This is a genomic window from Tahibacter sp., from assembly GCF_035481375.1.
In the GTDB taxonomy this organism is placed as follows: Bacteria; Pseudomonadota; Gammaproteobacteria; order Xanthomonadales; family Rhodanobacteraceae; genus Tahibacter.
In genome coordinates this window covers 1-23,829 of sequence record NZ_DATIGT010000158.1, presented here as the reverse complement: position 1 = coordinate 23,829, position 23,829 = coordinate 1, and the positions used below count along the sequence as shown (strand labels likewise).

Annotated in this window: 34 protein-coding genes; 2 read left to right on the top strand and 32 right to left on the bottom strand. The window is 64.0% G+C overall.

Going from position 1 to position 23,829, the window contains the following annotated elements:
* Positions 1–630, bottom strand: a 630-nt coding sequence (locus VLF18_RS10770) for a hypothetical protein (RefSeq protein WP_325279626.1), incomplete at its 3' end; no start/stop codon positions are given.
* A gap of 40 nt (positions 631–670) precedes the next feature.
* Positions 671–3,799 carry an Ig-like domain-containing protein gene (locus VLF18_RS10765; RefSeq protein WP_325279625.1) on the bottom strand — a complete coding sequence of 1,043 codons (3,129 nt, stop codon included), beginning with the start codon at positions 3,797–3,799 and terminating at the stop codon, positions 671–673.
* 211 nt (positions 3,800–4,010) lie between these two features.
* On the opposite strand from VLF18_RS10765, the gene VLF18_RS10760 reads away from it, so the two are divergent.
* Both VLF18_RS10760 and VLF18_RS10755 read left to right on the top strand, forming a co-directional pair.
* Complete coding sequence (locus VLF18_RS10760; protein WP_325279624.1) at positions 4,011–4,895, top strand: class I SAM-dependent methyltransferase; 885 nt, start codon at positions 4,011–4,013, stop codon at positions 4,893–4,895.
* A 14-nt stretch (positions 4,896–4,909) separates the two neighbouring features.
* A complete protein-coding gene (locus tag VLF18_RS10755; protein ID WP_325279623.1) occupies positions 4,910–6,535 on the top strand; it encodes an amidase in 1,626 nt (541 codons plus the stop codon).
* A 93-nt stretch (positions 6,536–6,628) separates the two neighbouring features.
* On the opposite strand, the gene VLF18_RS10750 is transcribed toward VLF18_RS10755, so the two are convergent.
* The 30 genes from VLF18_RS10750 to tuf form a co-directional block, all read right to left on the bottom strand.
* Positions 6,629–8,026: a class II 3-deoxy-7-phosphoheptulonate synthase gene (locus VLF18_RS10750; RefSeq protein ID WP_325279622.1), complete on the bottom strand. Its 1,398-nt coding sequence runs from the start codon at positions 8,024–8,026 to the stop codon at positions 6,629–6,631.
* 97 nt (positions 8,027–8,123) lie between these two features.
* Complete coding sequence (locus tag VLF18_RS10745) at positions 8,124–8,645, bottom strand: disulfide bond formation protein B (RefSeq protein WP_325279627.1); 522 nt, start codon at positions 8,643–8,645, stop codon at positions 8,124–8,126.
* Between the two features lie 211 nt (positions 8,646–8,856).
* Positions 8,857–9,240 (bottom strand): 50S ribosomal protein L17, encoded by a 384-nt coding sequence (rplQ, locus tag VLF18_RS10740; RefSeq protein WP_325279621.1) that lies wholly within the window; start codon positions 9,238–9,240, stop codon positions 8,857–8,859.
* Between the two features lie 31 nt (positions 9,241–9,271).
* Complete coding sequence (locus tag VLF18_RS10735; protein WP_255910617.1) at positions 9,272–10,267, bottom strand: DNA-directed RNA polymerase subunit alpha; 996 nt, start codon at positions 10,265–10,267, stop codon at positions 9,272–9,274.
* 18 nt (positions 10,268–10,285) lie between these two features.
* Positions 10,286–10,912 (bottom strand): 30S ribosomal protein S4, encoded by a 627-nt coding sequence (rpsD, locus tag VLF18_RS10730; RefSeq protein WP_325279620.1) that lies wholly within the window; start codon positions 10,910–10,912, stop codon positions 10,286–10,288.
* A 13-nt stretch (positions 10,913–10,925) separates the two neighbouring features.
* Positions 10,926–11,318 (bottom strand): 30S ribosomal protein S11, encoded by a 393-nt coding sequence (rpsK, locus tag VLF18_RS10725; RefSeq protein WP_257385382.1) that lies wholly within the window; start codon positions 11,316–11,318, stop codon positions 10,926–10,928.
* 18 nt (positions 11,319–11,336) lie between these two features.
* Positions 11,337–11,693 carry a 30S ribosomal protein S13 gene (rpsM, locus tag VLF18_RS10720; protein ID WP_325279619.1) on the bottom strand — a complete coding sequence of 119 codons (357 nt, stop codon included), beginning with the start codon at positions 11,691–11,693 and terminating at the stop codon, positions 11,337–11,339.
* Positions 11,694–11,830: 137 nt separating this feature from the next.
* Positions 11,831–13,141 carry a preprotein translocase subunit SecY gene (gene secY, locus VLF18_RS10715; RefSeq protein ID WP_325279618.1) on the bottom strand — a complete coding sequence of 437 codons (1,311 nt, stop codon included), beginning with the start codon at positions 13,139–13,141 and terminating at the stop codon, positions 11,831–11,833.
* Positions 13,142–13,145: 4 nt separating this feature from the next.
* Positions 13,146–13,580 carry a 50S ribosomal protein L15 gene (rplO, locus tag VLF18_RS10710; RefSeq protein WP_325279617.1) on the bottom strand — a complete coding sequence of 145 codons (435 nt, stop codon included), beginning with the start codon at positions 13,578–13,580 and terminating at the stop codon, positions 13,146–13,148.
* 25 nt (positions 13,581–13,605) lie between these two features.
* Positions 13,606–13,803: a 50S ribosomal protein L30 gene (gene rpmD / locus VLF18_RS10705; protein WP_257385389.1), complete on the bottom strand. Its 198-nt coding sequence runs from the start codon at positions 13,801–13,803 to the stop codon at positions 13,606–13,608.
* Positions 13,793–14,305: a 30S ribosomal protein S5 gene (rpsE, locus tag VLF18_RS10700; protein ID WP_325279616.1), complete on the bottom strand. Its 513-nt coding sequence runs from the start codon at positions 14,303–14,305 to the stop codon at positions 13,793–13,795. Before rpsE ends, rpmD begins: the two co-directional genes overlap by 11 nt.
* Positions 14,306–14,449: 144 nt before the next feature.
* A complete protein-coding gene (gene rplR / locus VLF18_RS10695; protein ID WP_325279615.1) occupies positions 14,450–14,809 on the bottom strand; it encodes a 50S ribosomal protein L18 in 360 nt (119 codons plus the stop codon).
* 53 nt (positions 14,810–14,862) lie between these two features.
* Entirely contained in the window at positions 14,863–15,390 is a 528-nt protein-coding gene (gene rplF / locus VLF18_RS10690; protein WP_325279614.1) for a 50S ribosomal protein L6, read from the bottom strand.
* Positions 15,391–15,403: 13 nt separating this feature from the next.
* Positions 15,404–15,799, bottom strand: coding sequence for a 30S ribosomal protein S8 (gene rpsH / locus VLF18_RS10685; protein ID WP_325279613.1), 396 nt, complete (start codon positions 15,797–15,799; stop codon positions 15,404–15,406).
* A gap of 40 nt (positions 15,800–15,839) precedes the next feature.
* Positions 15,840–16,145: a 30S ribosomal protein S14 gene (gene rpsN / locus VLF18_RS10680; RefSeq protein WP_325279612.1), complete on the bottom strand. Its 306-nt coding sequence runs from the start codon at positions 16,143–16,145 to the stop codon at positions 15,840–15,842.
* Between the two features lie 16 nt (positions 16,146–16,161).
* Positions 16,162–16,701: a 50S ribosomal protein L5 gene (rplE, locus tag VLF18_RS10675; RefSeq protein ID WP_325279611.1), complete on the bottom strand. Its 540-nt coding sequence runs from the start codon at positions 16,699–16,701 to the stop codon at positions 16,162–16,164.
* Between the two features lie 11 nt (positions 16,702–16,712).
* Positions 16,713–17,027, bottom strand: a complete 315-nt coding sequence (gene rplX, locus VLF18_RS10670) for a 50S ribosomal protein L24 (protein ID WP_325279610.1) — start codon at positions 17,025–17,027, stop codon at positions 16,713–16,715.
* Between the two features lie 13 nt (positions 17,028–17,040).
* On the bottom strand, positions 17,041–17,409 hold the full coding sequence (gene rplN / locus VLF18_RS10665) for a 50S ribosomal protein L14 (RefSeq protein ID WP_255910633.1): 369 nt from the start codon (positions 17,407–17,409) through the stop codon (positions 17,041–17,043).
* 23 nt (positions 17,410–17,432) lie between these two features.
* A complete protein-coding gene (rpsQ, locus tag VLF18_RS10660; protein WP_325279609.1) occupies positions 17,433–17,696 on the bottom strand; it encodes a 30S ribosomal protein S17 in 264 nt (87 codons plus the stop codon).
* Positions 17,697–17,707: 11 nt separating this feature from the next.
* Positions 17,708–17,893: a 50S ribosomal protein L29 gene (gene rpmC / locus VLF18_RS10655; protein ID WP_325279608.1), complete on the bottom strand. Its 186-nt coding sequence runs from the start codon at positions 17,891–17,893 to the stop codon at positions 17,708–17,710.
* A complete protein-coding gene (rplP, locus tag VLF18_RS10650) occupies positions 17,893–18,306 on the bottom strand; it encodes a 50S ribosomal protein L16 (RefSeq protein ID WP_313920177.1) in 414 nt (137 codons plus the stop codon). Before rplP ends, rpmC begins: the two co-directional genes overlap by 1 nt.
* Before the next feature lie 2 nt (positions 18,307–18,308).
* Entirely contained in the window at positions 18,309–19,016 is a 708-nt protein-coding gene (rpsC, locus tag VLF18_RS10645; RefSeq protein WP_325279607.1) for a 30S ribosomal protein S3, read from the bottom strand.
* A gap of 17 nt (positions 19,017–19,033) precedes the next feature.
* Positions 19,034–19,369 (bottom strand): 50S ribosomal protein L22, encoded by a 336-nt coding sequence (gene rplV / locus VLF18_RS10640; RefSeq protein WP_257385403.1) that lies wholly within the window; start codon positions 19,367–19,369, stop codon positions 19,034–19,036.
* 11 nt (positions 19,370–19,380) lie between these two features.
* Entirely contained in the window at positions 19,381–19,659 is a 279-nt protein-coding gene (rpsS, locus tag VLF18_RS10635; protein ID WP_325279606.1) for a 30S ribosomal protein S19, read from the bottom strand.
* Positions 19,660–19,671: 12 nt separating this feature from the next.
* Positions 19,672–20,499, bottom strand: a complete 828-nt coding sequence (rplB, locus tag VLF18_RS10630) for a 50S ribosomal protein L2 (RefSeq protein ID WP_325279605.1) — start codon at positions 20,497–20,499, stop codon at positions 19,672–19,674.
* A 12-nt stretch (positions 20,500–20,511) separates the two neighbouring features.
* Positions 20,512–20,802 carry a 50S ribosomal protein L23 gene (gene rplW, locus VLF18_RS10625; protein WP_325279604.1) on the bottom strand — a complete coding sequence of 97 codons (291 nt, stop codon included), beginning with the start codon at positions 20,800–20,802 and terminating at the stop codon, positions 20,512–20,514.
* Positions 20,799–21,404 carry a 50S ribosomal protein L4 gene (gene rplD / locus VLF18_RS10620; RefSeq protein WP_325279603.1) on the bottom strand — a complete coding sequence of 202 codons (606 nt, stop codon included), beginning with the start codon at positions 21,402–21,404 and terminating at the stop codon, positions 20,799–20,801. Before rplD ends, rplW begins: the two co-directional genes overlap by 4 nt.
* Before the next feature lie 11 nt (positions 21,405–21,415).
* On the bottom strand, positions 21,416–22,057 hold the full coding sequence (rplC, locus tag VLF18_RS10615) for a 50S ribosomal protein L3 (protein WP_325279602.1): 642 nt from the start codon (positions 22,055–22,057) through the stop codon (positions 21,416–21,418).
* Between the two features lie 33 nt (positions 22,058–22,090).
* Positions 22,091–22,402, bottom strand: a complete 312-nt coding sequence (gene rpsJ, locus VLF18_RS10610; RefSeq protein WP_255910649.1) for a 30S ribosomal protein S10 — start codon at positions 22,400–22,402, stop codon at positions 22,091–22,093.
* Between the two features lie 242 nt (positions 22,403–22,644).
* Positions 22,645–23,829: elongation factor Tu (tuf, locus tag VLF18_RS10605; RefSeq protein ID WP_325279601.1), on the bottom strand; the 1,185-nt coding region annotated here is incomplete at its 5' end.

The following is a 23,829-nucleotide window of genomic DNA, read 5'->3' as shown; positions in this document are numbered from 1 at the left end:
GCCGGCGACGAAGCAGCCGCTGTCCGCAGCAGCGACGACGGCGACGGCGTTGTCGGCGAGCGGTCCGCCGATCCCGTGCAGCCAGCGCGGCCGTCCGCCGCGATCGAGCGCGACGACGAACGCATCGGCACCGCCGGCACTCGCGAGCGGCGCAATCGACGTATCGAGCGATGCGATCTGCTGCTGGAACCAGCCGGCGGCATAGGTCGTGCCATCGGCAGCGACGCTCACGGCACGCGGCGATATGCCGTGTCCGCCGGCCAGCCGCGCGGCCCAGCGCTGTCGCGCGTGCGAGTCGTACGCGACGATCGCGGCAATGCGTGCACGCGGAACGTCGATCGGCGGCGGCAGGATCGAACCCTGCTCGACGCGAGCCCGTTCCGGGACGTCCTTGTCCGGCGAACGCGCTGCGTTGCGGCGATGCGCCTCGTGAGGCGCGCTGCCGCCCAGCAGCGGCCCGGTGAGTTCCATCGCGACACGCGCACCGCCATCCGGCGCGACGGCGACGGCATAGGCAATGTCATGGCCGCGTCCGCCGAGACGTTGCGGTGCCGTGCGCGTATCGACGCTCGCGCAGCCGCCGAGCAGTGCGACGGCGGCCAGGCCGCCGACGCACGACGATAGCCTCATCGATGTCCTGCGCGCGTCCATCATCGAAAACTCGCAGCCGTCATGGCGTGACCGGTGCCGGGCACGTGAAGCCGCCGTCGAATCCGTCGGCGAACAGATATTCGTCGACACCGGCGGTCGTGCGCCGGTCGTGATGCACGACGACAACCGCGAACGCCGTGTTGCCGTGAGTGCCGTCTTCGATCGTGTAGGTGAAGCGGTCGTCGCAGACCTGACCCGTCGGCGCATAGACGATCGACAGACCGTCGGCAGCAATGGCCGCGGTGCCGGAAATCGGCGTCGAGACGTCGGTGATGCGCAGCGTGCCGCATCCGTTCGCCTCGTCGTTCCCGAGCACGTCGAGGTTCGCGCTCGCCTGCGCGAGGTTCGCGAACAGATCGTCCCCGGCCGCAGTCGGCAGCGGATTCGGCCGGCAGGCGTCGTTGCCGATCAGCGTGTAGCTCAGCGCCGGACTCGTGTCCTGCGCCGCGGTGCTGCTGATCGGCTGGCCGCTCAGGTTGGCGGAAAAATTGCGTATTTCCACGCCCTGCAGCGAATAGCCGACGTCGACACCGCAGTTCGCACCCAAGCAATCGTCGATGAGGTTCAGCGGCACCTGGATGATCAGATGTCCGTCGCCCTTGAGTTGGCAGTCGGCTGCCGCGAGCGTGGCCGTGTCCACGCCCTGGTTCACGCTCGGTGCCGTGACTTTGCCGACGTGGCATTCCACACCGGTCGCGGTGGCGCGCGCATTGATCATCTGCCGGTCGTAGGTCTGCGTGCCGGTGGCGTCGGGCTGCGGGTGCGCGCGGTTCCACAGGACGATCCAGGTATTTCCCGGACTCGTGACGGCAGTGTCGCCAAGTTCGAGGTCGAACACGAGCTTGCGTTCCGACGGCGTCGCGCAGGCGGCCGGGTCGCCGATGAACGGCTCGCCGACGAACAACCTCTTGAGATCGAGCTGTGCATTGGCCGGCGCGCCTGTCTGGTCGCCGCCGCTGTCGTCGGCACGCAGCGCTCCCGGAATCGCACAGGGATCGACGACGGGCTCTGCGACCGCGCAGGCTTCGTAGACGGCCGGCGATGTGCCGGCGCCGTTGACCGCCTGCACCTTGTAGCAATACGAGACGCCGGCCTGCACCGACGTGTCGACATAGCTCAGCGCCGCCGCGCCCAGCGTGGCCAGCGGCGCCGCGCCGTAGCTGCCCGGATCGGCGCGGCGAAACAGTTTGTACTGCGTGATCGCCTGCCGGCCGTCCCAGGGCTGCGCCCAGCGGATGCTCGCGCGCGGCACGCTCTGGCTGCCGCTGAGAAACGCTTCGAGATACGGCTGCAGCGGCGCGACCGGCTGAGCCGGCGCGAAGTCGCCGTCGTAGGCGCCGTAGAGCGAGCGCGATCCGGGCTGCTGACGCGCGATACGCGCGACGTCGCTGCCGCTGTTCGCGCCGCCGCTGACACAGGTACCCGTGCAGCCGTCGGCATAGGCGACGTAGATGCGACCCTTCTCGTCCTTCTGGATGTCGATGAAGTCGAGCAGGTTGCGCCCGCCGGCGCAGGTCGTTCCGGACAGGCAGACCGCGCCGCGCTGTACCGGGTCGTCCGGTGTCACGTTGACCGTGGTCCAGGTTGCGCCGCCGTCGTAGGTGGCGGCGACATAGAGATACCAGACGCCCGGAAACGCAGTCGGGTCTTCTCCCGTGCCTTCGGCGCCGGCCGTCGTCGAGCCGAGGAACGCGAACGCCGCGCGCTGCGCATCGCCGGCGACCATCGTGGGAAAGACACAGTTCTTGAGGCCGAGCGGCGCACCGATGTCGGCCGGCGTCGTCCAGGTGCCGCCGTTGTCGGTGCTCACGGAAACGACGACGTTCGCGTTGTTGCCGCCGCATTGACCGAAATACACGGTGCCGTCGGCAGCCACGCCCATGGCCGGATCGCTGCCGCTGCCGCCGACACCGGGCACGACGATGGTCTGCCACGCGACGCCGCCGTCGGTCGAGCGCGCAAAACCGGCCTCGCCGCCGCAGTTCTTGTTCGGCACGAAGACGGTGCCCTTCCGGTCGTCGGGCGCCGTGTCGGGCGTGACCTGCAAATGCCCGTGCAAACCACCGCAATTGAGAATGTTGTACATGGGAACGGCGGCGCCCCAGGTCACGCCGCCGTCGTGGCTGATCGACGCTTCCGCCGCGGCGATGTCCTGCGACGCGTAGTACACCGCTTCCGGATACAACAGACTGCCGACCGGGTCGCTCGGCGAGAACGGACCCGTGCCGATGGTCTGATGATCGACGCCGGAGTTGATGCCGCCGCCCTGCGGGCTTTCGGTCCAGGTCTCGCCGTTGTCGTCCGACAGCGAGATCAGCGAGCGCTTCGCATTCAACTGCGTCGAGAGGGTGCGTCCGGTCTTCTGATTGACTTCAAGAATCGGATCGAGCGTCTGCACGTGCGTTGGTGCGCTCTTGTTGCGCCACGTGCCGACAGGCGGCGACACGCTGCTGTCGATCTCGAGCCGCAGCGTCTGCAGACCGGCGATGTACATCAGATTCGACCGGTTCGGCTGCGTGGCCTGCAGTATCAGGTTGTTCTTCACGGGCACGCCGAGCGTCGGCTCGCCCGCGCTCGCGCCGATGCCGCCGCCATCGCCCGTGCTCGGCCCGAACCTGGTCCAATGCCGATCCGGTTCGCCCAACCCTGCCGGCGCGTAGATGCGAAAACTCAGTGGTTCGTTGCCGTTCGTTCCGCCGCCACCGCCGGCCGTGGCGACGAATTCGGCAGTAGCGTGGTACGCGGTCAGCGCTGCGTACGGCGCGCCGGCGACCGTGTAGGTGCCGGCAGCCGGATTCGACAGCGTGATGGATTCGATCTGGCCGTTGATGTTGCCGGAGGTCGCCATGCTCGCGCCGCCCGGCCCGTACACGGTGAGATCCCAATCGTTGGCCGGACCGGGATCCAGGGAAACCTTGATCTGGAAACCGCCGCTCGCCGGCGGGACTATCGTCAGCGCGAAGCGGTCGCAAGCCGCATCGCTCGCGCCCGTACAGCTCGCCCCGCTCGGTATCGTCGTCGAGGGACCATCCCACGAGAGATTCGGCGCGTCGGGGCTGATCGTGCCGCCGGTCGGCGTGGCGGCCAGGGCGGCGTGCGGCGCAATGGCGGCGCTGACGGCGAACAACACGGCAAATCGATAGCTCATGATCATGGCCTCGAGGTCGCGCGACGCGAGCAGTGCGTCAGTGACTTACCATCCGATTGCGGATGTGCCCCCTCAGGGCTCCTGCTCAAGAATGACCACCCCACGGCGATCCTAGGTCTTGCGACCGACAGAAACACCGCGGGATTTCCTTTAGCGGACGGTGGCGAAAATCACCGGCCGACGACGTATGGATTGCAAAGCCGGAGACGCGATGGAACGCGACGACACGCGGGGCGACGAGAGCGGGGGCGATGAGAGCGGGGCCAGCGAGAATTGGTCCGCACGAGAAACACCTTGGCCCTTGCCGTTGAACTTTCGGGAAGCCGGGGATCCACGCACGACTTCCGGCGGCGCAACCGCTCGGGTCGCACTCGTACCGGACTCGGCGCTGCAGCAGCACGAAAGCGACGCGGCCGCACGCTACGGAGACGGCTGCGCGGAGTTCTATGACGAAATCTATGCGCCCGCCTCGCGGGCCGCCGTCGACCGACTGGTCGCGCTGGCCGCCGGCGGGCCCGTACTGGAGGCCGGCGTCGGCACCGGCCGATATGCGTTGCCGCTCAGCGGGCGTGGCGTGGCCGTTCACGGCGTCGACGCATCGGCTGCGATGCTCGACGCGCTGCGTCGCAAAGCCGGCGGCGCGGCGATCACAATGACACTCGGCGATTTCTCCCTGCTTTCGATGGAGAACGCGTATCGACTGATCGTCTGTCTGACCAACACGCTGTCATTGCTGACGGATGCGCGCCGGCAGGCGCAGGCGATTGCACGATTCGCGACGGCGTTGCACGACTCCGGCGCGTTGCTGCTTGAAACAACATATACCGGCGGCGATACCGAAGCGGTCGCGACCGACATTGCCCTCCGCACGCGCGCCGGTATGCGGCGCTATCGCGTCGACGGCCGCGAGGTCGACGTGGCCACGCTCGATGCGTGGGCGGCCTGCGCCGGCCTGCACTGCGCCGCGCGCTGGCGAGACTGGCGCGGCACGCCCTGGCGCGGTGAACTCGGCGGCGTGCTGTCGCTGTACCGGAAAAACCCTCGGCAGCGTCGCGACGCAGAGCCGTCTGGCATCATCGGCGCGCCGCACGCATGACGGAGAAACGAACGATGCGCTCGCTTCCTGCGCTATGCATGACCATCGCCGCGGCTGCATTGAGCGTGACCGGTTGCGCGACCGCGCCGCCGGCGACGCCGCCGGCACCGGTCGACACGTCGCCGACCGCGCCGTTCTCCCTGCACGAGGCCGGTATCGCCGAGTTGCAGCGCCGCATGGAGTCGAAGGAACTCACTGCACGCACGATCGTTCAGCTGTACCTCGATCGCATTGCGCGGCTCGACGACGCCGGCCCCGAACTCAGCGCCGTCATCGAGATCAATCCCGATGCTCTGACGATCGCCGACGCCCTCGACGCGGAACGCGCCGCCGGCAAGGTGCGCGGGCCGCTGCACGGCGTTCCGGTTCTGCTCAAGGACACGATCGACACGGCTGACGCGATGCAGACCAGCGCCGGCTCGCTCGCACTGGTCGGAACGCCGGCGGCACAGGACGCCGCCATTGTGGAAAGGTTGCGAAAGGCAGGCGCCGTCGTGCTCGGCAAGACGAATCTCAGCGAGTGGTCGAACTTCCGCTCGACGCGCTCGACCAGCGGCTGGAGCGCACGCGGCGGGCAGACACGGAATCCTTACGTGCTCGACCGAAATCCGTGCGGATCGAGTTCGGGCAGTGCGGTCGCCGTCGCCGCGAATCTCGCCGTCGTCGCCGTCGGCACGGAAACCGACGGATCGATCCTTTGTCCGGCGGCGAACGCCGCAATCGTGGGCCTGAAGCCGACTGTCGGCCTCGTCAGCCGCAGCGGCACGATTCCGCTCGCCCCGTCGCTCGACACGCCGGGTCCGATGGCGCGCAGCGTCACCGACACGGCGGTTCTGCTGAACGCCCTGGCCGGTTCCGATTCACGCGACAAGGCAAGCTGGGATGCCGACAAGCACGCGACCGACTACACGCGCGGACTCGCCGTCGACGGCTTGCGCGGCGTGCGGGTCGGCGTGGTGCGCGACTACGCGGAGTTCAACGCGGACGTCGCCGCAGCCTTCGAAAAGGCGATCGCACGCATGCTCGACGCGGGCGCCGCTCTCGTCGATCCCGTCAAGCTGCCGAACGCCGGCAAGCTCGACGCGCTCGAAATGACTGTCTGGACCTACGAGTTCAAGACTGCCGTCAACGCGTATCTGGCGACGCGCCGCGGCGTGCCGATTGCGAATCTTTCCGAGCTCATCGCCTGGAATCGCGCCCACCCCGCGCAGGAACTCGGCCCGTTCGGCCAGGAGCTGCTGGAACAGGCGCAGGCCAGCGGCACGCTGAACGACAGGGCGTACAAGCAGGCGCTCGCGAGCCTGCGCCGCTACGCACGCAAGGACGGCGTCGACGCGGCGATGAAAAAGTACAAGATCGACGTGCTCGTCGTACCGTCCAACAACCCGTCCTGGGTGACCGACCCTGTCAACGGCGATCGCTTCACCGCCGTCACGAGCACGATCGCGGCAGCCGCTGGTTATCCATCGATCACCGTGCCGCTGGGCGACGTGCGCGGGCTGCCGATCGGGCTCACCTTCATCGGGCCGGCGTGGAGCGAAGCGAAACTGCTGCGCTATGCCTACGCGTTCGAACAGGCGACGAAGGCACGCCGTCCGCCGGCATTTCTGCCGACGATCGCTTCGGGTGCGTCGCCATAGTCCGGCGTCGAGCGTACGCGGCGCCTCGTCGCTTTCCCTCTATGAGTCGGATGCGCCGCAACACGGTACGCACCGCGGCACGAAAACGATGCGTCAGTTCGCCGGCGTGACGGGCGTGGCCTGCGTCTGCTTGCGCACGATCAGCATGGCCATCTCGATCGACTGCTCGTAGTTCAGTCGCGGATCGACGTTCGACTTGTAGGCGCGGGCCAGATCGGTTTCCGTGAGGTCGCGCGCGCCGCCCAGGCATTCGGTGACGTTTTCGCCGGTCAGCTCGAGATGCACGCCGCCGAGACGCGTGCCGCAGGCGGAGTGAATGTCGAACGCGCGCTCGAGTTCATTGCGGATATTCTCGAACCGGCGCGTCTTGACGCCAGAGGACGTCGACTCGGTATTGCCGTGCATCGGATCGCAGCTCCAGAGCACGCGCGCGCCTTCGGATTTCACAGCTTCGACGAGCGGCGGCAGATGCTGGCTGATCTTGTCGGCACCCATGCGGTGCAGCAAGGTCAGGCGGCCCGGTTCGTTGTCCGGATTCAGGATCGCGACGAGCCGCTTGAGCTGATCAGGTTTCACCGAAGGACCGACCTTGACCGCAACCGGATTGCGGATGCCACGGAAATACTCGACGTGAGCGCCGTCGACATCGGCCGTCCGCATGCCGATCCACGGGAAATGCGTGGACAGGTTGAACCAGCCCCACTGTCGCGGAACCTGGCGCGTCTGGGCCTGCTCGTAGTGCAGCACGAGCGCTTCGTGCGACGTGTAGAAGTCGACGCGCGAGAAGCTGCCGATCGGCGCGCCGTGCAGCGTCTCCATGAAGCGCAGCGAGTCGCCGATCGATTCGACCATGTGCTGATATTCGTTCTGCAGCGGCGAATATTTGACCCAGTCGAGATCCCAGTATTCCGGGTGGTGCAGGTCGGCGAACCCGCCGTCGATCAGCGCGCGCACGAAATTCATCGTGAGCGCGGAATGCGAATGGCCTTCGACCAGTCGCTGCGGGTCGGGGCGGCGCGCCTCCGGCGAGAACTCGACCGCGTTGACGATGTCGCCGCGATAGCACGGCAGCGTGATGCCGTCGCGCGTCTCGGTATCGGCCGATCGCGGCTTCGCGTACTGGCCGGCGAAGCGACCGACGCGCACGACCGGCAGCTTGAGACCGTGCGTGAGCACGAGGCTCATCTGCAGCAGTACCTTGAGCCGGTTGGATATCAGCGCCGACGAACAGTCGTCGAAACTCTCGGCGCAATCGCCGCCCTGCAACAGAAAACGGCGGCCTTCCTGCGCCTCGGCGATCTGCTTGCGCAGCGCAATGACTTCCCACGACGTGACGAGCGGCGGCAGGTTTCGCAGCTTGTCCAGCGCCCGGTCGAGTTCGCCGGCATCGGCATAGCTCGGCTGCTGCACGGCGGGCCGGGACTGCCAGGACGACGGACTCCAGTCCTTCGCTTCGCGGACGGGATGGATCTGACGCTCGATCTGACTCATGACGCGGCCTTGCTGCAGTGCGGAAAACGATCTTGCCACAGCGCCGCGACGACGCAAGCTCATGAGCGCTTGTGCCGCAGCCGGCGGATATGGCGATTTATCGTAAGGTGCCGTAGGGACGGGGCGGCTTGCGCCAGGCGGCGATCAGCGCGAACAGCGTCAGTCCGACAAACCAGATCAGACACCATGCCGGCATCGACAATCCCAGGAAGGTCCAGTCGACCTTTGCGCATTCGCCGGAGCCCGTCAGCACGAGCTGCAGGGTCTTCGACAGCGGGAAGGTATCGAGCATGAAGTTCAGACCCGGGCCACAGGCAGGCACTTCGTCCGCCGGCAGATGCGTGAGCCAGACGTGTCGTCCCGCAATCAGCGCACCGACGATACCGCCGAGGCTCACCAGCACGGCATACACCTTGCGCCCGCCGCCGCGCGGACCATGCAGCGCACCGAGCAGGAAAAACACGCCCATGACGAAGAACGCGACGCGCTGAAGAATGCAGAGCGGACAGGGATCCTTGCCGAGCTGGAACTGGGCGAAGAATGCGTAGCCGAGCAAGGCGGCTACGCAGACCGCTCCGAACAGGTACTGGACGCGGAATGACCACGCGAACGGGTTCAGTTTCATGGAACGGCAGATCTCCGGCTGTATGCGTGGACGGCGCAATGGGCGAGTATCGATCGAGACGACAATGGACCGCCAGCACCGCACAAAGTGCCGGGTCTGCGACGGTTCGCCGCGACGCCGCGCCAACCGGAGCGGTCAATGCCTCAACGCAAAAAAGCCCAGGTCGTCGCCGACCCGGGCTTTCGATGCTGTACAGCGACTGCTATTACTCGGCGGCGTCGCCCGTCGCGACCGGACGGTCGACGAGTTCGACGTAGGCCATCGGTGCATTGTCGCCGGCGCGGAAGCCGCACTTCAAGATGCGCAGGTAGCCGCCCTTGCGTTCGCGATAGCGCGGACCGAGGTCGACGAACAGCTTGCCGACCGCTACCTTGTCGCGCAAACGCGCGAACGCGAGGCGGCGATTCGCAACACCGTCAGTCTTTGCGAGCGTGATCAGCGGCTCGGCAACGCGACGCAGTTCCTTCGCCTTCGGCAGCGTGGTCTTGATGAGCTCGTGCTTGAACAGCGACGAAGCCATGTTCTTGAACATCGCTTCGCGGTGGCTGCTGGTCCGGTTGAGCTTGCGGCCCGATTTCATGTGACGCATGGTCGTGTTTCCTTGGTGATCCTGACAGGGATCAGCCCATCATGCCGTGGGTAAGACCCATCGGCGGCCAGTTCTCGAGCTTCATGCCGAGCGACAAGCCACGCGCACCCAGCACGTCCTTGATCTCGGTGAGCGACTTCTTGCCCAGATTCGGCGTCTTCAGCAGCTCGACTTCGGTCTTCTGCACGAGGTCGCCGATGTAGTAGATGCTCTCGGCCTTGAGGCAGTTGGCCGAGCGCACGGTCAGTTCCAGGTCGTCGATCGGACGCAGCAGCAGCGGATCGACGCCGCCCTTCTCGGCCTTCGTGTCGGCGCTTTCGCGACGCGTGAAGTCACCGAACACGGACAACTGATCCTGCACGATCTCGGCGGCCTTGCGGACCGCGTCTTCGGCATCGATCGTGCCGTTGGTTTCGACATCGAGCACGAGCTTGTCGAGGTCGGTGCGCTGCTCGACGCGGGCGGCATCGACTTCGTAAGCGACTCGACGGACCGGACAGAACGAGGCATCCAGCTGCAGACGGCCGATCGGACGCGTCTCTTCTTCCGGCAGACGACGCGCCGTGGCGGGCTGATAGCCGACGCCGCGAACGATCTTGAGCCGCATGTTGAGCGCGATGTCTTTCGTCAGATGGCAGATCACGTGATCGGGATTCACGATCTCGACGTTGTGATCGACCTTGATGTCGCCGGCCGTGACGACGCCCTTGCCCTTGCGGGACAAACTCAGCGTCGCCTCATCCTGACCGTGCATGCGAATCGCGACGTCCTTGAGGTTCAGCAGGACTTCGATGACGTCCTCCTGCAGACCTTCCAGCGTCGTGTACTCGTGCAGCACGCCATCGATCTCGACTTCCGTGATGGCCGCGCCCGGAATGGACGACAGCAGCACGCGGCGCAGCGCATTGCCGAGCGTGTGACCGAAACCGCGCTCAAGCGGTTCGACGATCACCTTGGCGCGGTTGGCGCCGACGCGCTCCACGCCAATGCCGCGGGCGCGCAGAACGGTGGTAGACGAATGGGCCATGTACCCGACTCTCCAGAATTACTTCGAATAAAGTTCGACGATCAGCGCTTCGTTGATGTCGGACGGCAGGTCCGAGCGCTCCGGCACCGACTTGAACATGCCGCTGAACTTCTTCGCGTCGACTTCGACCCAGTTCGGCGCCAGATCCATTTCCTGCGACAGCGTCAGCGCTTCCTGGATGCGCAGCTGGCCGCGCGAATTCTCAGTGACGCTGATCTGGTCGCCGGCCTTGACCTGGAACGAGGCCAGATTGACCTTCTTGCCGTTGACTTCGATCGCCTTGTGCGCGACGAGCTGACGAGCCTGAGTACGCGTCACCGCAAAACCCATGCGATAGACGACGTTGTCGAGGCGCTGTTCGAGCATCTGCAGCAGCGATTCGCCGGTATTGCCTTTCTTGCGCGACGCCTTGGCGTAGTAGCTGCGGAACTGACGTTCCAGCAGACCGTAGATACGCTTGACCTTCTGCTTTTCGCGCAGCTGTACGGCGTAGTCGGACAGCTTGCCCTTGCGGGCTGCACCGTGCTGACCCGGCTTCTGCTCGAGCTTGCACTTCGAGTCGACTGCGCGAGCAGGGCTCTTGAGGCTGAGATCGGCGCCTTCGCGGCGCGCGAGCTTGCAGGTGGGACCGATATAACGTGCCATTTGTCGGTGCTCCTTACACGCGGCGGCGCTTGGGCGGACGGCAGCCGTTATGCGGAATCGGCGTGACGTCAATGATGTTGGTGACCTTGTAGCCGAGCGCATTCAGCGAACGCACCGCGGATTCGCGACCCGGGCCGGGGCCCTTGATGCGAACTTCCAGCGTCTTCAGGCCGTAGTCGAGCGCGGCGCGGCCGGCCTTTTCGGCAGCGACCTGCGCAGCGAACGGCGTCGACTTGCGCGAGCCGCGGAAGCCGGCGCCACCGGAGGTCGCCCAGGACAACGCATTGCCCTGACGATCGGTGATGGTGATAACGGTATTGTTGAAGGAGGCCTGCACGTGGACGATACCATCCGTCACGACGCGCTTGACTTTCTTCTTGGTCTTGGCAGCTGCCGGCTTATTCATGAGTTCTATCCGAATCCATTACTTCTTGATCGCGCGACGCGGACCCTTGCGGGTACGGGCGTTGGTGCGGGTACGCTGACCGCGCACCGGCAGACCGCGACGATGACGCAGACCGCGGTAGCAGCCCAGATCGATCAGACGCTTGATGCTCATGCCCACTTCGCGGCGAAGATCGCCTTCGACCGTGTACTTGGCGATCTCATGGCGCAGCTTTTCGACTTCCGCCTCGGTCAAGTCCTTGATCTTGCTCGACGCCTTGACGCCGACAGCTTCGCAGACCTTCTTCGACCGCGAGCGGCCGATGCCGTAAATACTCTGCAAACCGACCCACACATGCTTGTGGACCGGCAGGTTGACACCTGCAATGCGCGCCATGTAAATCTCTCCGAACGGGCTTAAAGCGCAGTGAACTGAAAATTGTACCTTGGTTCGCGGGAATTGACAAATCCCGTCACGGAGCAAGCTCCGAGGTAACCCCTAGCCCCCCGTCATCTGCGGGGGAACTGCGCGGCTCAGCGGCCGCGCAGATTCGATTTCTTCAACAGACTGCCGTACTGGTGCGACACCAGATGGGCCTGGACTTGCGCGGTGAAATCCATCACCACGACGACCACGATCAAAAGCGAGGTCCCGCCGAAATAGAACGGAACGTTCCACGCGTTACGCAGGATGTCCGGGATCAGGCAGACCGCGACCAGATAGATCGCGCCGGCAGCCGTCAGATGAGTGAGCACGCGGTCGATGTAATCGGCCGTCGCCTTGCCTGGACGAATACCCGGGATCAACGCGCCCTGCTTCTTCAGGTTGTCCGCGGTTTCCTGCGAATTGAACACGAGCGCCGTGTAGAAGAACGCGAAAACCACGATCAGTGCGGCAAAGACGATCATGTAGACCGGCTGCCCCGGCGTCAGACCAGTCGTCAGAATCTGCAGCCAACGAACCTCACCCGACTTGCTGAACCACGTCGCGGCCGTTGCCGGGAACATGATCAACGAGGACGCGAAGATCGCCGGGATGACGCCCGACATGTTGAGCTTCAGCGGCAAGTGCGAACTCTGGTTCATGTACGCCTTGGCACCGCCCATACGCCGCGCGTAATTGACGGTGATACGGCGTTGACCGCGTTCGACGAACACGACAAAAGCCGTCACGAGCAGCACGATCGCGAGAACCGTCACGACCATCAGCGGATTCAGCTGGCCTTCGCGCGCCATGTTCAGCGTGTGAACCACGGCACCGGGCAGGCCGGCGACGATACCGGCGAAGATCAGCAGCGAGATGCCGTTGCCGATGCCGCGCTCGGTGATCTGCTCGCCCAGCCACATCAGGAACATGGTGCCCGCCGTCAGCCCGACGACCGCCGCGAAGATGAAGCCCGGTCCCGGGTTGTAAACCACACCCGCCTGGCCGGACAGCGCCACGGAAACACCGAAAGCCTGGAACGCCGCCAAGCCCACGGCGCCGAAGCGCGTGTACTTGGTGATCGTGCGGCGACCGGATTCTCCTTCCTTGCGCAGCTGCGCGAGGCTGGGAACCACGGTCGTGAACAACTGCACGATGATCGACGCCGAAATGTACGGGACGACGTTCAGCGCGAAGATCGACATGCGCTCGAGCGCACCGCCGGAAAACATGTTGAACATGTCCAGGATGCCGCCCTGCTGTTCGATCAGGCGGGTCATGGCTTCCGGATTCACGCCCGGCACCGGAATGAAGGTGCCGAGGCGGTAGACGATCAACGCACCGATCACAAACAGGATGCGCTGCTTGATCTCGGCAAATTTACCGAGCGAAGCGAGCGCATTGGCCTGGTTTGCTGCCATGGAATTACTCCGCGCTACCGCCGGCTGCCTCGATCGCGGCCTTGGCGCCGGCGGTGACCGCCACGCCCTTCAGCTTGACCGCGCGCTTGATGTCGCCCTTCTTCACGATCTTGGCGTGCTTGGCGCGGGACTCGACGAGACCGGCAGCGCGCAACACCTCGAAATCGATGACGTCGACGTTGAGCGAGTCGAGCTTGTACAGCAGGACTTCGCTGACCTCGTGAGCGGTCTTCGAACGGAAACCGACCTTCGGCAGGCGGCGCTGCAGCGGCATCTGGCCGCCTTCGAAACCAGCCTTGACCTTGCCTTTGCCGGTGCGCGCGTACTGACCTTTGTGACCGCGACCCGCGGTCTTGCCGAGGCCGGAACCGATACCGCGACCAACGCGGACGCGATCCTTACGGGCGCCGTCGGCGGGCTTGAGCGTATTGAGACGCATGATGTACTCCGAATTCCTTGAGGGCTCAGGCCTGGTTTTCCACGGCTACCAGGTAGTAGACCGTGTTGATGAGACCACGCACCTGCGGGCTGTCTTTCAGTTCGCGCACGTCGTTGAGCTTGTTCAGGCCGAGAGCCTTCACGCTCAGGCGGTGACGCGCCTGCACGCCGCGCAGGCCCTTGACCAAGCGCACACGCACGGTCTTTTCAGTGTTATTCGCCATGACCAGTCACCTCAGCAACGCTCTTGCCACGCTTGGCGGCGATGCGATCCGGGGAGGCCATTGCGACCAGGCCCTTGATCGTCGCACGCACCAGATTGATCGGATTGCGCGAACCCACGGCCTTCGCGAGAACGTTCTTCACGCCGACCACTTCGAGAACGGCGCGCATCGCACCGCCGGCGATCACGCCGGTACCGGCCGACGCCGGCTGCATGAAGACCTTGGCCGCGCCGTGGTTCGCCTTGACGGCATGCCACAGGGTGCCGTCGTTGAGCTTGACGCTCGTCATGTTGCGGCGGGCACGCTCCATCGCTTTCTGGATCGCGACCGGCACTTCGCGCGCCTTGCCGTAGCCGAAACCGACCTTGCCGTCGCCGTCACCAACGACCGTCAATGCGGTGAAGCTCATCTGCCGACCGCCCTTGACCGTCTTGGCCACGCGGTTGACGGCGATCAGCTTCTCCAGCATGCCGTCGCTGTTTTCACGTTCATTGGAAGACATAGTGCACCTTGGTGGTCCCGACGGAGCGGGACACGTTGCTTACGGCCTTGGCCGCTTGGAGTTGTGTTGTTTCTGCTAGCCGGCGAGCGGAGATCGAACTGTGGACGACACGTCCGATCCCAAGTGCCTCACCAGTGGTATTGCTTAGAACTTCAGGCCGGCTTCGCGCGCCGCATCGGCCAGCGCCTGGATGCGGCCGTGGTACTTGAAACCCGAGCGATCGAACGCGACGGCTTCGATTCCTGCAGCTTTCGCGCGTTCGGCAATTGCCTTGCCGACCGCAGCAGCGGCTGTCTTGTTCTTCGTGCCTTTGAGACCCTCGATGACCGAGTCCTGCAGCGTCGATGCGGCTGCAATGACCTTGTCGCCCGACGGCGCGATGACCTGAGCGTAGATGTGCTGACCCGTGCGGTGCACGGTCAGCCGGGCGATCGCCAGAGTGCGGATGCGTGCGCGCGTCGACTTTGCACGACGAAGGCGGGAAATATTCTTGTCCATCATCATTCTCCGAAGCTGAAGGGTATGGCGAAGCCCGGCGCGAAGCCGGGCTTTCACGCTTAGGCCTTCTTGGCTTCCTTCAAGGTGATCTTCTCGCCGGAGTACCGCACGCCCTTGCCCTTGTAGGGTTCCGGCGGACGGAATCCACGGATCTTGGCAGCGGCCTGGCCGACGGCCTGCTTGTCCGCACCCTTGATCAGGATTTCGGTCTGGCTCGGCGTTTCAAGCGCGACGCCTTCCGGCGCCTTGAACACGACCGGGTGCGAGAAGCCGAGCGTAAGGCTCAGATCCTTACCCTGCATCGCAGCGCGGTAACCGACGCCGACGAGTTCGAGCTTGCGGACATAGCCTTCGCTGACGCCTTTGACCATGTTGTTGATCACGGCACGCGCGGTACCGGCGAGCTTGTCGTCGGCAATCGCGACGGGCTTGCAGGTCAGCTCGGCACCGTTCAGGGCGATTTCGACACCCGGGAACGCGACGGATTTCAGCGAGCCCTTCGGGCCCTTCACGGTGACGCCATCGGCGGCCACCTGACATTCGACGCCCTTCGGCAGAGCGATCGGCAGTTTTGCAACGCGGGACATTGGCAATCTCCTCTTAGGCGACCAGGCCGATGACTTCGCCGCCCAGGCCCTTCGCCCGTGCCTGCGCATCGGTCATGACGCCGCTCGACGTCGAAACGATGGAGATGCCCAGACCACCCAGAACCTTGGGCAGCGCGTCCTTGCCGCGGTAGACGCGCAGACCGGAACGCGACACGCGCTCCAGACGCTCGATGACCGGCTTGCCCAGGTAGTACTTCAGGGCGATTTCGAGTTCCGGCTTTCCTTCGACGTCGTTGACCTGTGCGTCGCGGATGTAGCCTTCGTCTTTCAGCAGCTTGGCCAGGGCCAGCTTGATCTTGGAGCTCGGCATGCGCACCGTCGCCTTGCCCGTGAGCTGGGCATTGCGAATCCGGGTAAACATGTCGGCGATGGGATCAGTCATGCTCATTGAAGTGAATCCTTAAGTTAGCACCGATATCCGCTGGAAATTACCAGCTGGCTTTGCGCAGACCGGGTACGTCGCCGCGCATCGTCGCCTCACGCAGCTTGTTGCGGCCGAGGCCGAACTTGCGGTAGACGCCACGGCTACGGCCGGTCAGTTCACAACGATTGCGCTGACGCGCCGGACTGGAGTCCCGCGGCAGCTTCTGCAGCTTTGCAGCTGCATCCATCTTATCTTCGTACGACGCATCGACGCTGGCGACGATCTTCTTGAGTTCGGCGCGCTTCGTGGCGTACTTCTTCGCAAGCTTCTCGCGCTTGACTTCGCGATTCACCATGCAGGATTTTGCCATTTCGGAATCCTCGAAATCAGTTGCGGAACGGGAAGCTGAACGCTTCGAGCAGGGCACGGGCTTCTTCGTCGGACTTCGCCGTCGTGGCGATCGAGATGTCCATGCCGCGCATCGCGTCGACCTGGTCGAAGTCGATTTCCGGGAAGATGATCTGTTCCTTGATACCCATGTTGTAGTTGCCACGGCCGTCGAACGCGCGACCCGACACGCCGCGGAAGTCGCGAACGCGCGGCAGAGCCACATTGACCAGGCGATCGAGGAACTCGAACATGTGCGCGCGGCGCAGCGTGACCTTGCAGCCGATCGGCCAGCCTTCGCGGATCTTGAACGAGGCGACCGAAACGCGCGCCTTGGTCGTGACCGGCTTCTGGCCCGAGATCTTGGCCATGTCGTCAACGGCGTTCTCAAGCACCTTCTTGTTGCCGACCGCTTCGCCCACGCCCATGTTCAGCGTGATCTTGGTCAGACGAGGCACCTGCATGACGTTGGCGTAGCCGAAGCGTTCCATCAGCTTGGGTACGACGACATCTTTGTAGTGTTTTTCAAGGCGGGTCATTACGGCAATCCTCAAGCGTCAACCATTTCGCCGGACTTGCGGAACACACGCACCTTGCGGCCGTCCTCGAGGACTTTGTAGCCGACGCGTTCGCCCTTGCCCGTCGCCGGATTGACCAGCTGCACGTTGGAATTATGGATGGAGGCCTCACGCTCGACGATGCCGCCCGGCTGGTTCGCCTGCGGGTTCGGCTTCGTGTGGCGCTTGATCAGATTCAGGCCGGCGACGAAAACGCGGTCTTCCGCGATCCGCACGACTTCGCCCGTCTGACCTTTGTTCTTGCCGGTGATCACGACGACGCGATCACCCTTACGGATACGATTCATGGCGTAAACCCCGTTACAGCACTTCGGGCGCGAGCGACACGATCTTCATGAACTTCTCGCCACGCAGTTCGCGCGTGACCGGTCCGAAGATGCGCGTGCCGATCGGCTCGAGCTTGTTATTGAGCAGCACGGCCGCGTTGCCGTCGAAACGGATCAGCGAACCGTCGGCACGACGCACCCCCTTCTTGGTGCGCACGACAACCGCGTCGTAGACCTCGCCCTTCTTCACCTTGCCACGCGGAATCGCATCCTTGACCGTGACCTTGATGATGTCGCCGATAGCGGCGTAACGACGCTTCGAACCGCCCAGCACTTTGATACACATCAGTTCGCGCGCGCCCGAGTTGTCGGCGGCCGCGAGGTAGGTCTGCATCTGAATCATGATTGTTTCTCCTCAGACCTGTCTTACTGCGCGGCGCGGGCGACGATCTCGACCACGCGGAAGTTCTTGGTCTTGGACAGCGGCGCGCATTCCTGGATGCGGACGACGTCGCCTTCCTGACACTCGTTCTTCTCGTCGTGAGCGTGATACTTGGTGGAACGGCGGATGATCTTGCCGTACAGCTCGTGCTGCACCTGGCGCTCGACCAGCACGGTCACCGTCTTGCTCATCTTGTTGCTGACCACGCGACCCTGAATGGTGCGGACAGCCTTTTCGTTATCGGTCATGGCGTCTGTCCTTACTTCTTCTGGCCGAGCAGCATCTTGACCGTCGCGATCTCGCGGCGAACGCGCAAAATCTGATGCGTCTGGGTCAGCTGGCCGGAGCCCTTCTGCATGCGCAGCTTGAACTGCTCGTTGCGCAGTTCGCCGAGGTGGGCGGTGAGGTCCTGCGCGGACTTGGTACGAAGTTCTTTCAGTTCCATCACAGCACCGTGCGGGTCACGAATTGGGTCTTGACCGAGAGCTTGGCAGCGGCGAGGCGGAACGCTTCGCGTGCGGCGGCTTCATCGACGCCCTCGATTTCGTACAGCATGCGGCCCGGCTGGATCGGAGCGACCCAGTACTCGACGTTACCCTTACCGGCGCCCATTCGGACTTCGATCGGCTTCTTGGTAATCGGCTTGTCCGGGAAGACGCGGATCCACAGCTTGCCGCCGCGCTTGACGAAACGGGTGATGCAGCGACGGGCGGCTTCGATCTGACGCGAGGTCAGTTGGCCGAACTCGGTCGACTTCAGACCGTACTCGCCGAAGCTCACCTTGTTCGCGACGAAGCTCAGGCCGTCGTTGCGGCCCTTAAATACCTTGCGGTACTTGGTACGCTTGGGTTGCAGCATGATCAGGCTCCTTGCTTCGGCGCGCGGCGCTGCGGACGCTCTTCGCTCGCCTCTGCCTTGGCAGCTTCAGCCGCCTGTGCGAGGTCGAAGATTTCGCCCTTGTAGACCCACACCTTGATGCCGATGATGCCGTAGGTGGTGGTCGCTTCCGCGAAGCCATAGTCGATGTCGGCGCGCAGGGTGTGCAGCGGCACACGACCTTCGCGGTACCACTCCGAACGCGCGATTTCCGCGCCGTTCAGTCGGCCGGCAACGTTGACCTTGATGCCCAGCGCGCCGATGCGCATCGCGTTTTGCACCGCGCGCTTCATGGCGCGACGGAACATGATGCGGCGCTCGAGCTGCTGCGCGATCGATTCGGCAACGAGCTGCGCATCGAGTTCCGGCTTGCGCACTTCGGTCACGTTGATATGAGCGGGGACGCCCATGATCGCCGAGACCTCCTTGCGCAGCTTCTCGATGTCTTCGCCCTTCTTGCCGATCACCACGCCCGGACGGGCGGTGTGGATCGTTACGCGAGCGGTCTTCGCCGGACGCTCGATCAGGATCTTGCTGATGCCGGCCTGAGCAAGCTTCTTTTTCAGTACGTCGCGAACCTTGAGGTCGGCGGCCAGGTAGCCGGCGAAATCACGCTTGTTGGCGTACCACTTGGAGTTCCACTCCTTGGCTATGCCAAGGCGGATACCGGTAGGATGAACTTTGTGACCCATCGTTCTAAGTCCTTCGCTTAGCTGCCGGTACCGACAACCACAGTGATGTGGCTGGTCCGCTTGATGATGCGCGTGCCACGACCCTTGGCGCGGGCGGCGAAACGCTTCAGGGTCGGGCCTTCGTCGACGAAGATCTTCGCGACCTTCAGCTCGTCGACATCGGCGCCGTCGTTGTTCTCGGCATTAGCGATAGCCGACAGCAGCACCTTCTTGACGAGGTGCGCCGCCTTCTTGTCGCTGAACGTGAGCAGATTGGTGGCGCGGTCGACCGGCATGCCACGGACCTGGTCGGCGACCAGGCGGACCTTCTGCGGCGAAATGCGCGCGCTGCGCAGGATTGCTTTGGTTTCCATCGCAGTGCCCCTTACTTCTTATCGGCTTTCTTGTCGCCGGAGTGACCCTTGAACGTACGGGTCACGGCGAACTCGCCGAGCTTGTGGCCGACCATGTTTTCGTTGATCAGCACCGGAATGTGAGCCTTGCCGTTGTGGACAGCGATCGTGAGACCGACCATCTGCGGCAGGATCATCGAACGGCGCGACCAGGTCTTGATCGGGCGCTTGTTGTTGGCAGCCGCAGCGGCCTCCACCTTCTTCTGCAGGTGAAGATCGATGAACGGACCTTTCTTCAGTGAACGAGCCATGATGAGTACCTATCAGCCGCGACGATCGCGCACGATGAACTGGGAAGTGCGCTTGTTCTTGCGCGTCTTGTAGCCCTTGGTCGGCATGCCCCACGGCGACACCGGATGCGGGTTACCCTGTCCGGCGCGGGCCTCACCACCACCGTGCGGATGGTCGACCGGGTTCATCGCCGCACCGCGAACGGTCGGACGAACTCCGCGCCAACGCTGCGCACCGGCCTTGCCGATGTTCTCGAGGTTGTGCTCGGAATTACCGACTTCGCCCAGCGTCGCGACGCAGTCAGCCGGAACCTTGCGCATTTCGCCCGAACGCAGGCGCAGCGTGGCGTAGCCACCTTCGCGCGCAACGAGCTGAGCCGAGCCGCCGGCAGCACGCGCGATCTGCGCGCCCTTGCCCGGCTTCATTTCGATGCAATGCACGGTCGAACCGACCGGGATATTGCGCAGCGGCAGCGCGTTGCCGACCTTGATCGGTGCATCGCGGCCGGCCATCAGCTGATCGCCTTCCTTCACGCCCTTCGGCGCGATGATGTAGCGACGCTCGCCGTCGGCGTAACACAGCAACGCGATATGCGCAGTGCGGTTCGGATCGTACTCGAGACGTTCAACGCGAGCCGGGATGCCTTCCTTGTCGCGCTTGAAATCGATGACGCGGTAGTGCTGCTTGGAACCGCCGCCCTTGTGACGGGTGGTGATGCGACCGTTGTTGTTGCGGCCGCCGGTCTTGTTCTGCGCTTCGGTCAGTGCGGCATACGGCGAGCCCTTGTGGAGGCCCGGCGTGACCACGCGAACCATCGCGCGGCGTCCAGCAGAAGTCGGCTTGTAATCAATCAGTGCCATGGGTTTCCCACCTTAGGCCTTGGCCGTTACGTCGATGCTCTGACCTTCGGCGAGGCGGACATACGCCTTGCGCTGGTCGGAACGACGGCCCGAACGGAAACGGAAGGTCTTGGTCTTGCCTTTGGCATTGACCACATTGACCGCCTCGACAGTGACGCTGAACAGCTGCTCGATGGCCGCCTTCACGTCGGCTTTGGTCGCAGTCGACGCGACTTCGAACACATACTGGTTGGATTCGGCCAGACGCGCAGTCTTCTCAGAAATGCGCGGCGCACGAATCACATTAAGGAGACGCTCGTTCATGCCAGCCACTCCTCGATCTTCTTCACCGCGTCGACCGTCACGACGACGTGATCGGCACGCACGAGGGCGACCGGGTTCAGCGCGTTGGTGTCGACGACTTCAAGCACTTTGTGGTTGTTGCGCGCCGCGAGATAAAGATTCTCGCTGACGTTCTCGCTGACGATGATCGTCTTGCCGGTGAAGTTCATCTCGCCAAGCTTCGCCACAAGACCTTTGGTCTTCGGCGCATCGACGTCGAACTCGGTCACGACCTTCAGACGATCCTGACGGATCAGCTCGGACAGGATCGAGGCGAGCGCGCCGCGAAACATCTTCTTGTTGACCTTCTGCGAGAAGTCACGCGGCTTCGCAGCGAATGCGACACCACCGCCGACGAAGATCGGAGCGCGGTAATCGCCGTGACGAGCACCGCCGCCCTTCTGCTTCTTGAACTTCTTCGTCGTGCCGGAGACTTCCGAGCGCGACAGCTGCGCCTTCGTGCCCGCACGAGCGGCGTTGCGATAGGCCGTAACGACCTGGTGCACGAGATCACCGCGAAATTCCTTGCCGAACACGGCATCGGAAACGTTCAGCGGCGAGGCACCGATAACATTGAGTTCCATGGCGTCGCTCCTCAGGCCTTGGCAGCCGCGCGGATGATGACGTCGCCGCCGGTCGCACCCGGCACCGCGCCCTTGACGGCGATCAGGTGGCGCTCGGTGTCGATCTGCACGACTTCGAGATTCATGGCCGAACGCGTGACGTTGCCCATGTGGCCAGACATCTTCTTGCCCGGAAACACGCGGCCCGGCGTCTGACGCTGGCCGATAGAACCCGGCGCGCGATGCGACAGCGAGTTACCGTGGCTCGCGTCACCCATCGTGAAATTCCAGCGCTTGATGGTGCCCTGGAAGCCCTTACCCTTGCTGACGCCCTGGACGTCGACCTTCTGGCCGACCTTGAAGACCTCATCGGCCTTCACTTCGCCGCCGACGTTGAACGTGCCGACTTCGGCCGCGTCGACGCGGAATTCCCAGAGACCACGGCCGGCTTCGACCTTGGCTTTGGCGTAATGACCTGCGGCCGCCTTGTTTACCAGCGAAGCACGCTTGTTGCCAGCGGTGACCTGCACGGCGTTATAACCGTCGGCCTCGACCGTCTTGATCTGCGTGACGCGGTTCGGCGTCGCTTCGATCAGGGTCACCGGAATCGAGCGACCGTCTTCGGTGAAGACTCGGCTCATGCCGCACTTGCGGCCAACCAATCCGATACTCATGTTCGTGTCCTGTTGCCTGTGTTACGCCCGGACTCAGTACAGCTTGATTTGCACGTCCACGCCGGCGGCGAGGTCGAGCTTCATCAGGGCGTCCACGGTCTTGTCATTGGGATCGACAATATCCAGCACGCGCTTGTGGGTGCGCGTCTCGTACTGGTCACGCGCGTCTTTGTCGACGTGCGGCGACACCAGAACGGTGTAGCGTTCGATCTTGGTCGGCAGCGGAATGGGACCGCGCACCTGGGCGCCGGTACGCTTCGCGGTCTCCACGATTTCACTCGCGGAGCGATCGATCAGGCGATGATCGAATGCCTTCAGTCGAATACGGATCTTTTGGTCCGCCATGGCCGAAATCCTTCAGTAAAAGAGCGACGGGAGGCGGCAACTTCATGTGCCGCTCCCCAAAAAATCGGGCAGACCAGTAAACTGGTCCGCCCAGACATGAAAGTGTAGTACGCGCAAAGGCGCCCGTCAAGCGGGCTCGATACGCGACGACTCCGTGTCTGGCGAACACGAGGCACATCCTGTGCCTCTTTTCGCTGTAGGGGCCGCCCCGCTTCTGGCGGGACGGCGAATACCGCTGTCTGTTACGCGAAGATCTTGGCGACGACGCCGGCGCCGACGGTGCGGCCGCCTTCGCGAATCGCGAAGCGCAAACCTTCTTCCATCGCGATCGGCGCGATCAGCGTGACCACCATCTTCACGTTGTCGCCTGGCATCACCATCTCGACGCCTTCCGGCAGTTCCACATTGCCCGTCACGTCCGTCGTGCGGAAATAGAACTGCGGACGATAACCCTTGAAGAACGGCGTATGACGTCCGCCTTCGTCCTTCGACAGCACGTACACTTCCGCTTCGAACTTCGTATGCGGGTTGATCGACGCCGGCTTGCACAGCACCTGACCGCGTTCCACGTCGTCACGCTTCGTGCCGCGCAGCAGCAGGCCCACGTTGTCGCCCGCCTGGCCCTGGTCCAGCAGCTTGCGGAACATTTCAACGCCCGTCACCGTCGTCTTCACCGTCGGACGGATGCCGACGATTTCGATTTCGTCACCGACCTTGATGATCCCGCGCTCGATACGACCCGTAACCACCGTGCCGCGACCCGAAATCGAGAACACGTCTTCCACCGGCATCAGGAACGGCTTGTCCAGCACGCGCACCGGTTCCGGAATGTACGTGTCCAGCGCTTCCACCAGCTTGATGATCGCCGGCACGCCGATTTCGCTCTGATCGCCTTCCAGCGCCTTCAGCGCCGAACCCTTGATCACCGGCGTGTCGTCGCCCGGGAATTCGTACTTGCTCAGCAGTTCGCGCACTTCCATCTCGACGAGCTCCAGCAGCTCGGCGTCGTCCACCATGTCCGCCTTGTTCAGGAACACCACCACGTACGGCACGCCAACCTGGCGCGCCAGCAGGATGTGCTCACGCGTCTGCGGCATCGGACCGTCGGCCGCCGAACACACCAGGATCGCGCCGTCCATCTGCGCCGCACCCGTGATCATGTTCTTCACATAGTCCGCGTGTCCCGGGCAGTCCACGTGCGCGTAATGACGCGTCGGCGATTCGTATTCCACGTGCGCCGTCGAAATCGTGATACCGCGCGCCTTCTCTTCCGGCGCCGCGTCGATCTGGTCGTACGCCTTGAACTCGCCACCGAAGCGCTCGGCGCCGATCTTCGTCAGTGCTGCCGTCAGCGTCGTCTTGCCGTGGTCCACGTGACCGATCGTGCCCACGTTGACGTGCGGCTTGGTGCGCTCGAATTTACCCTT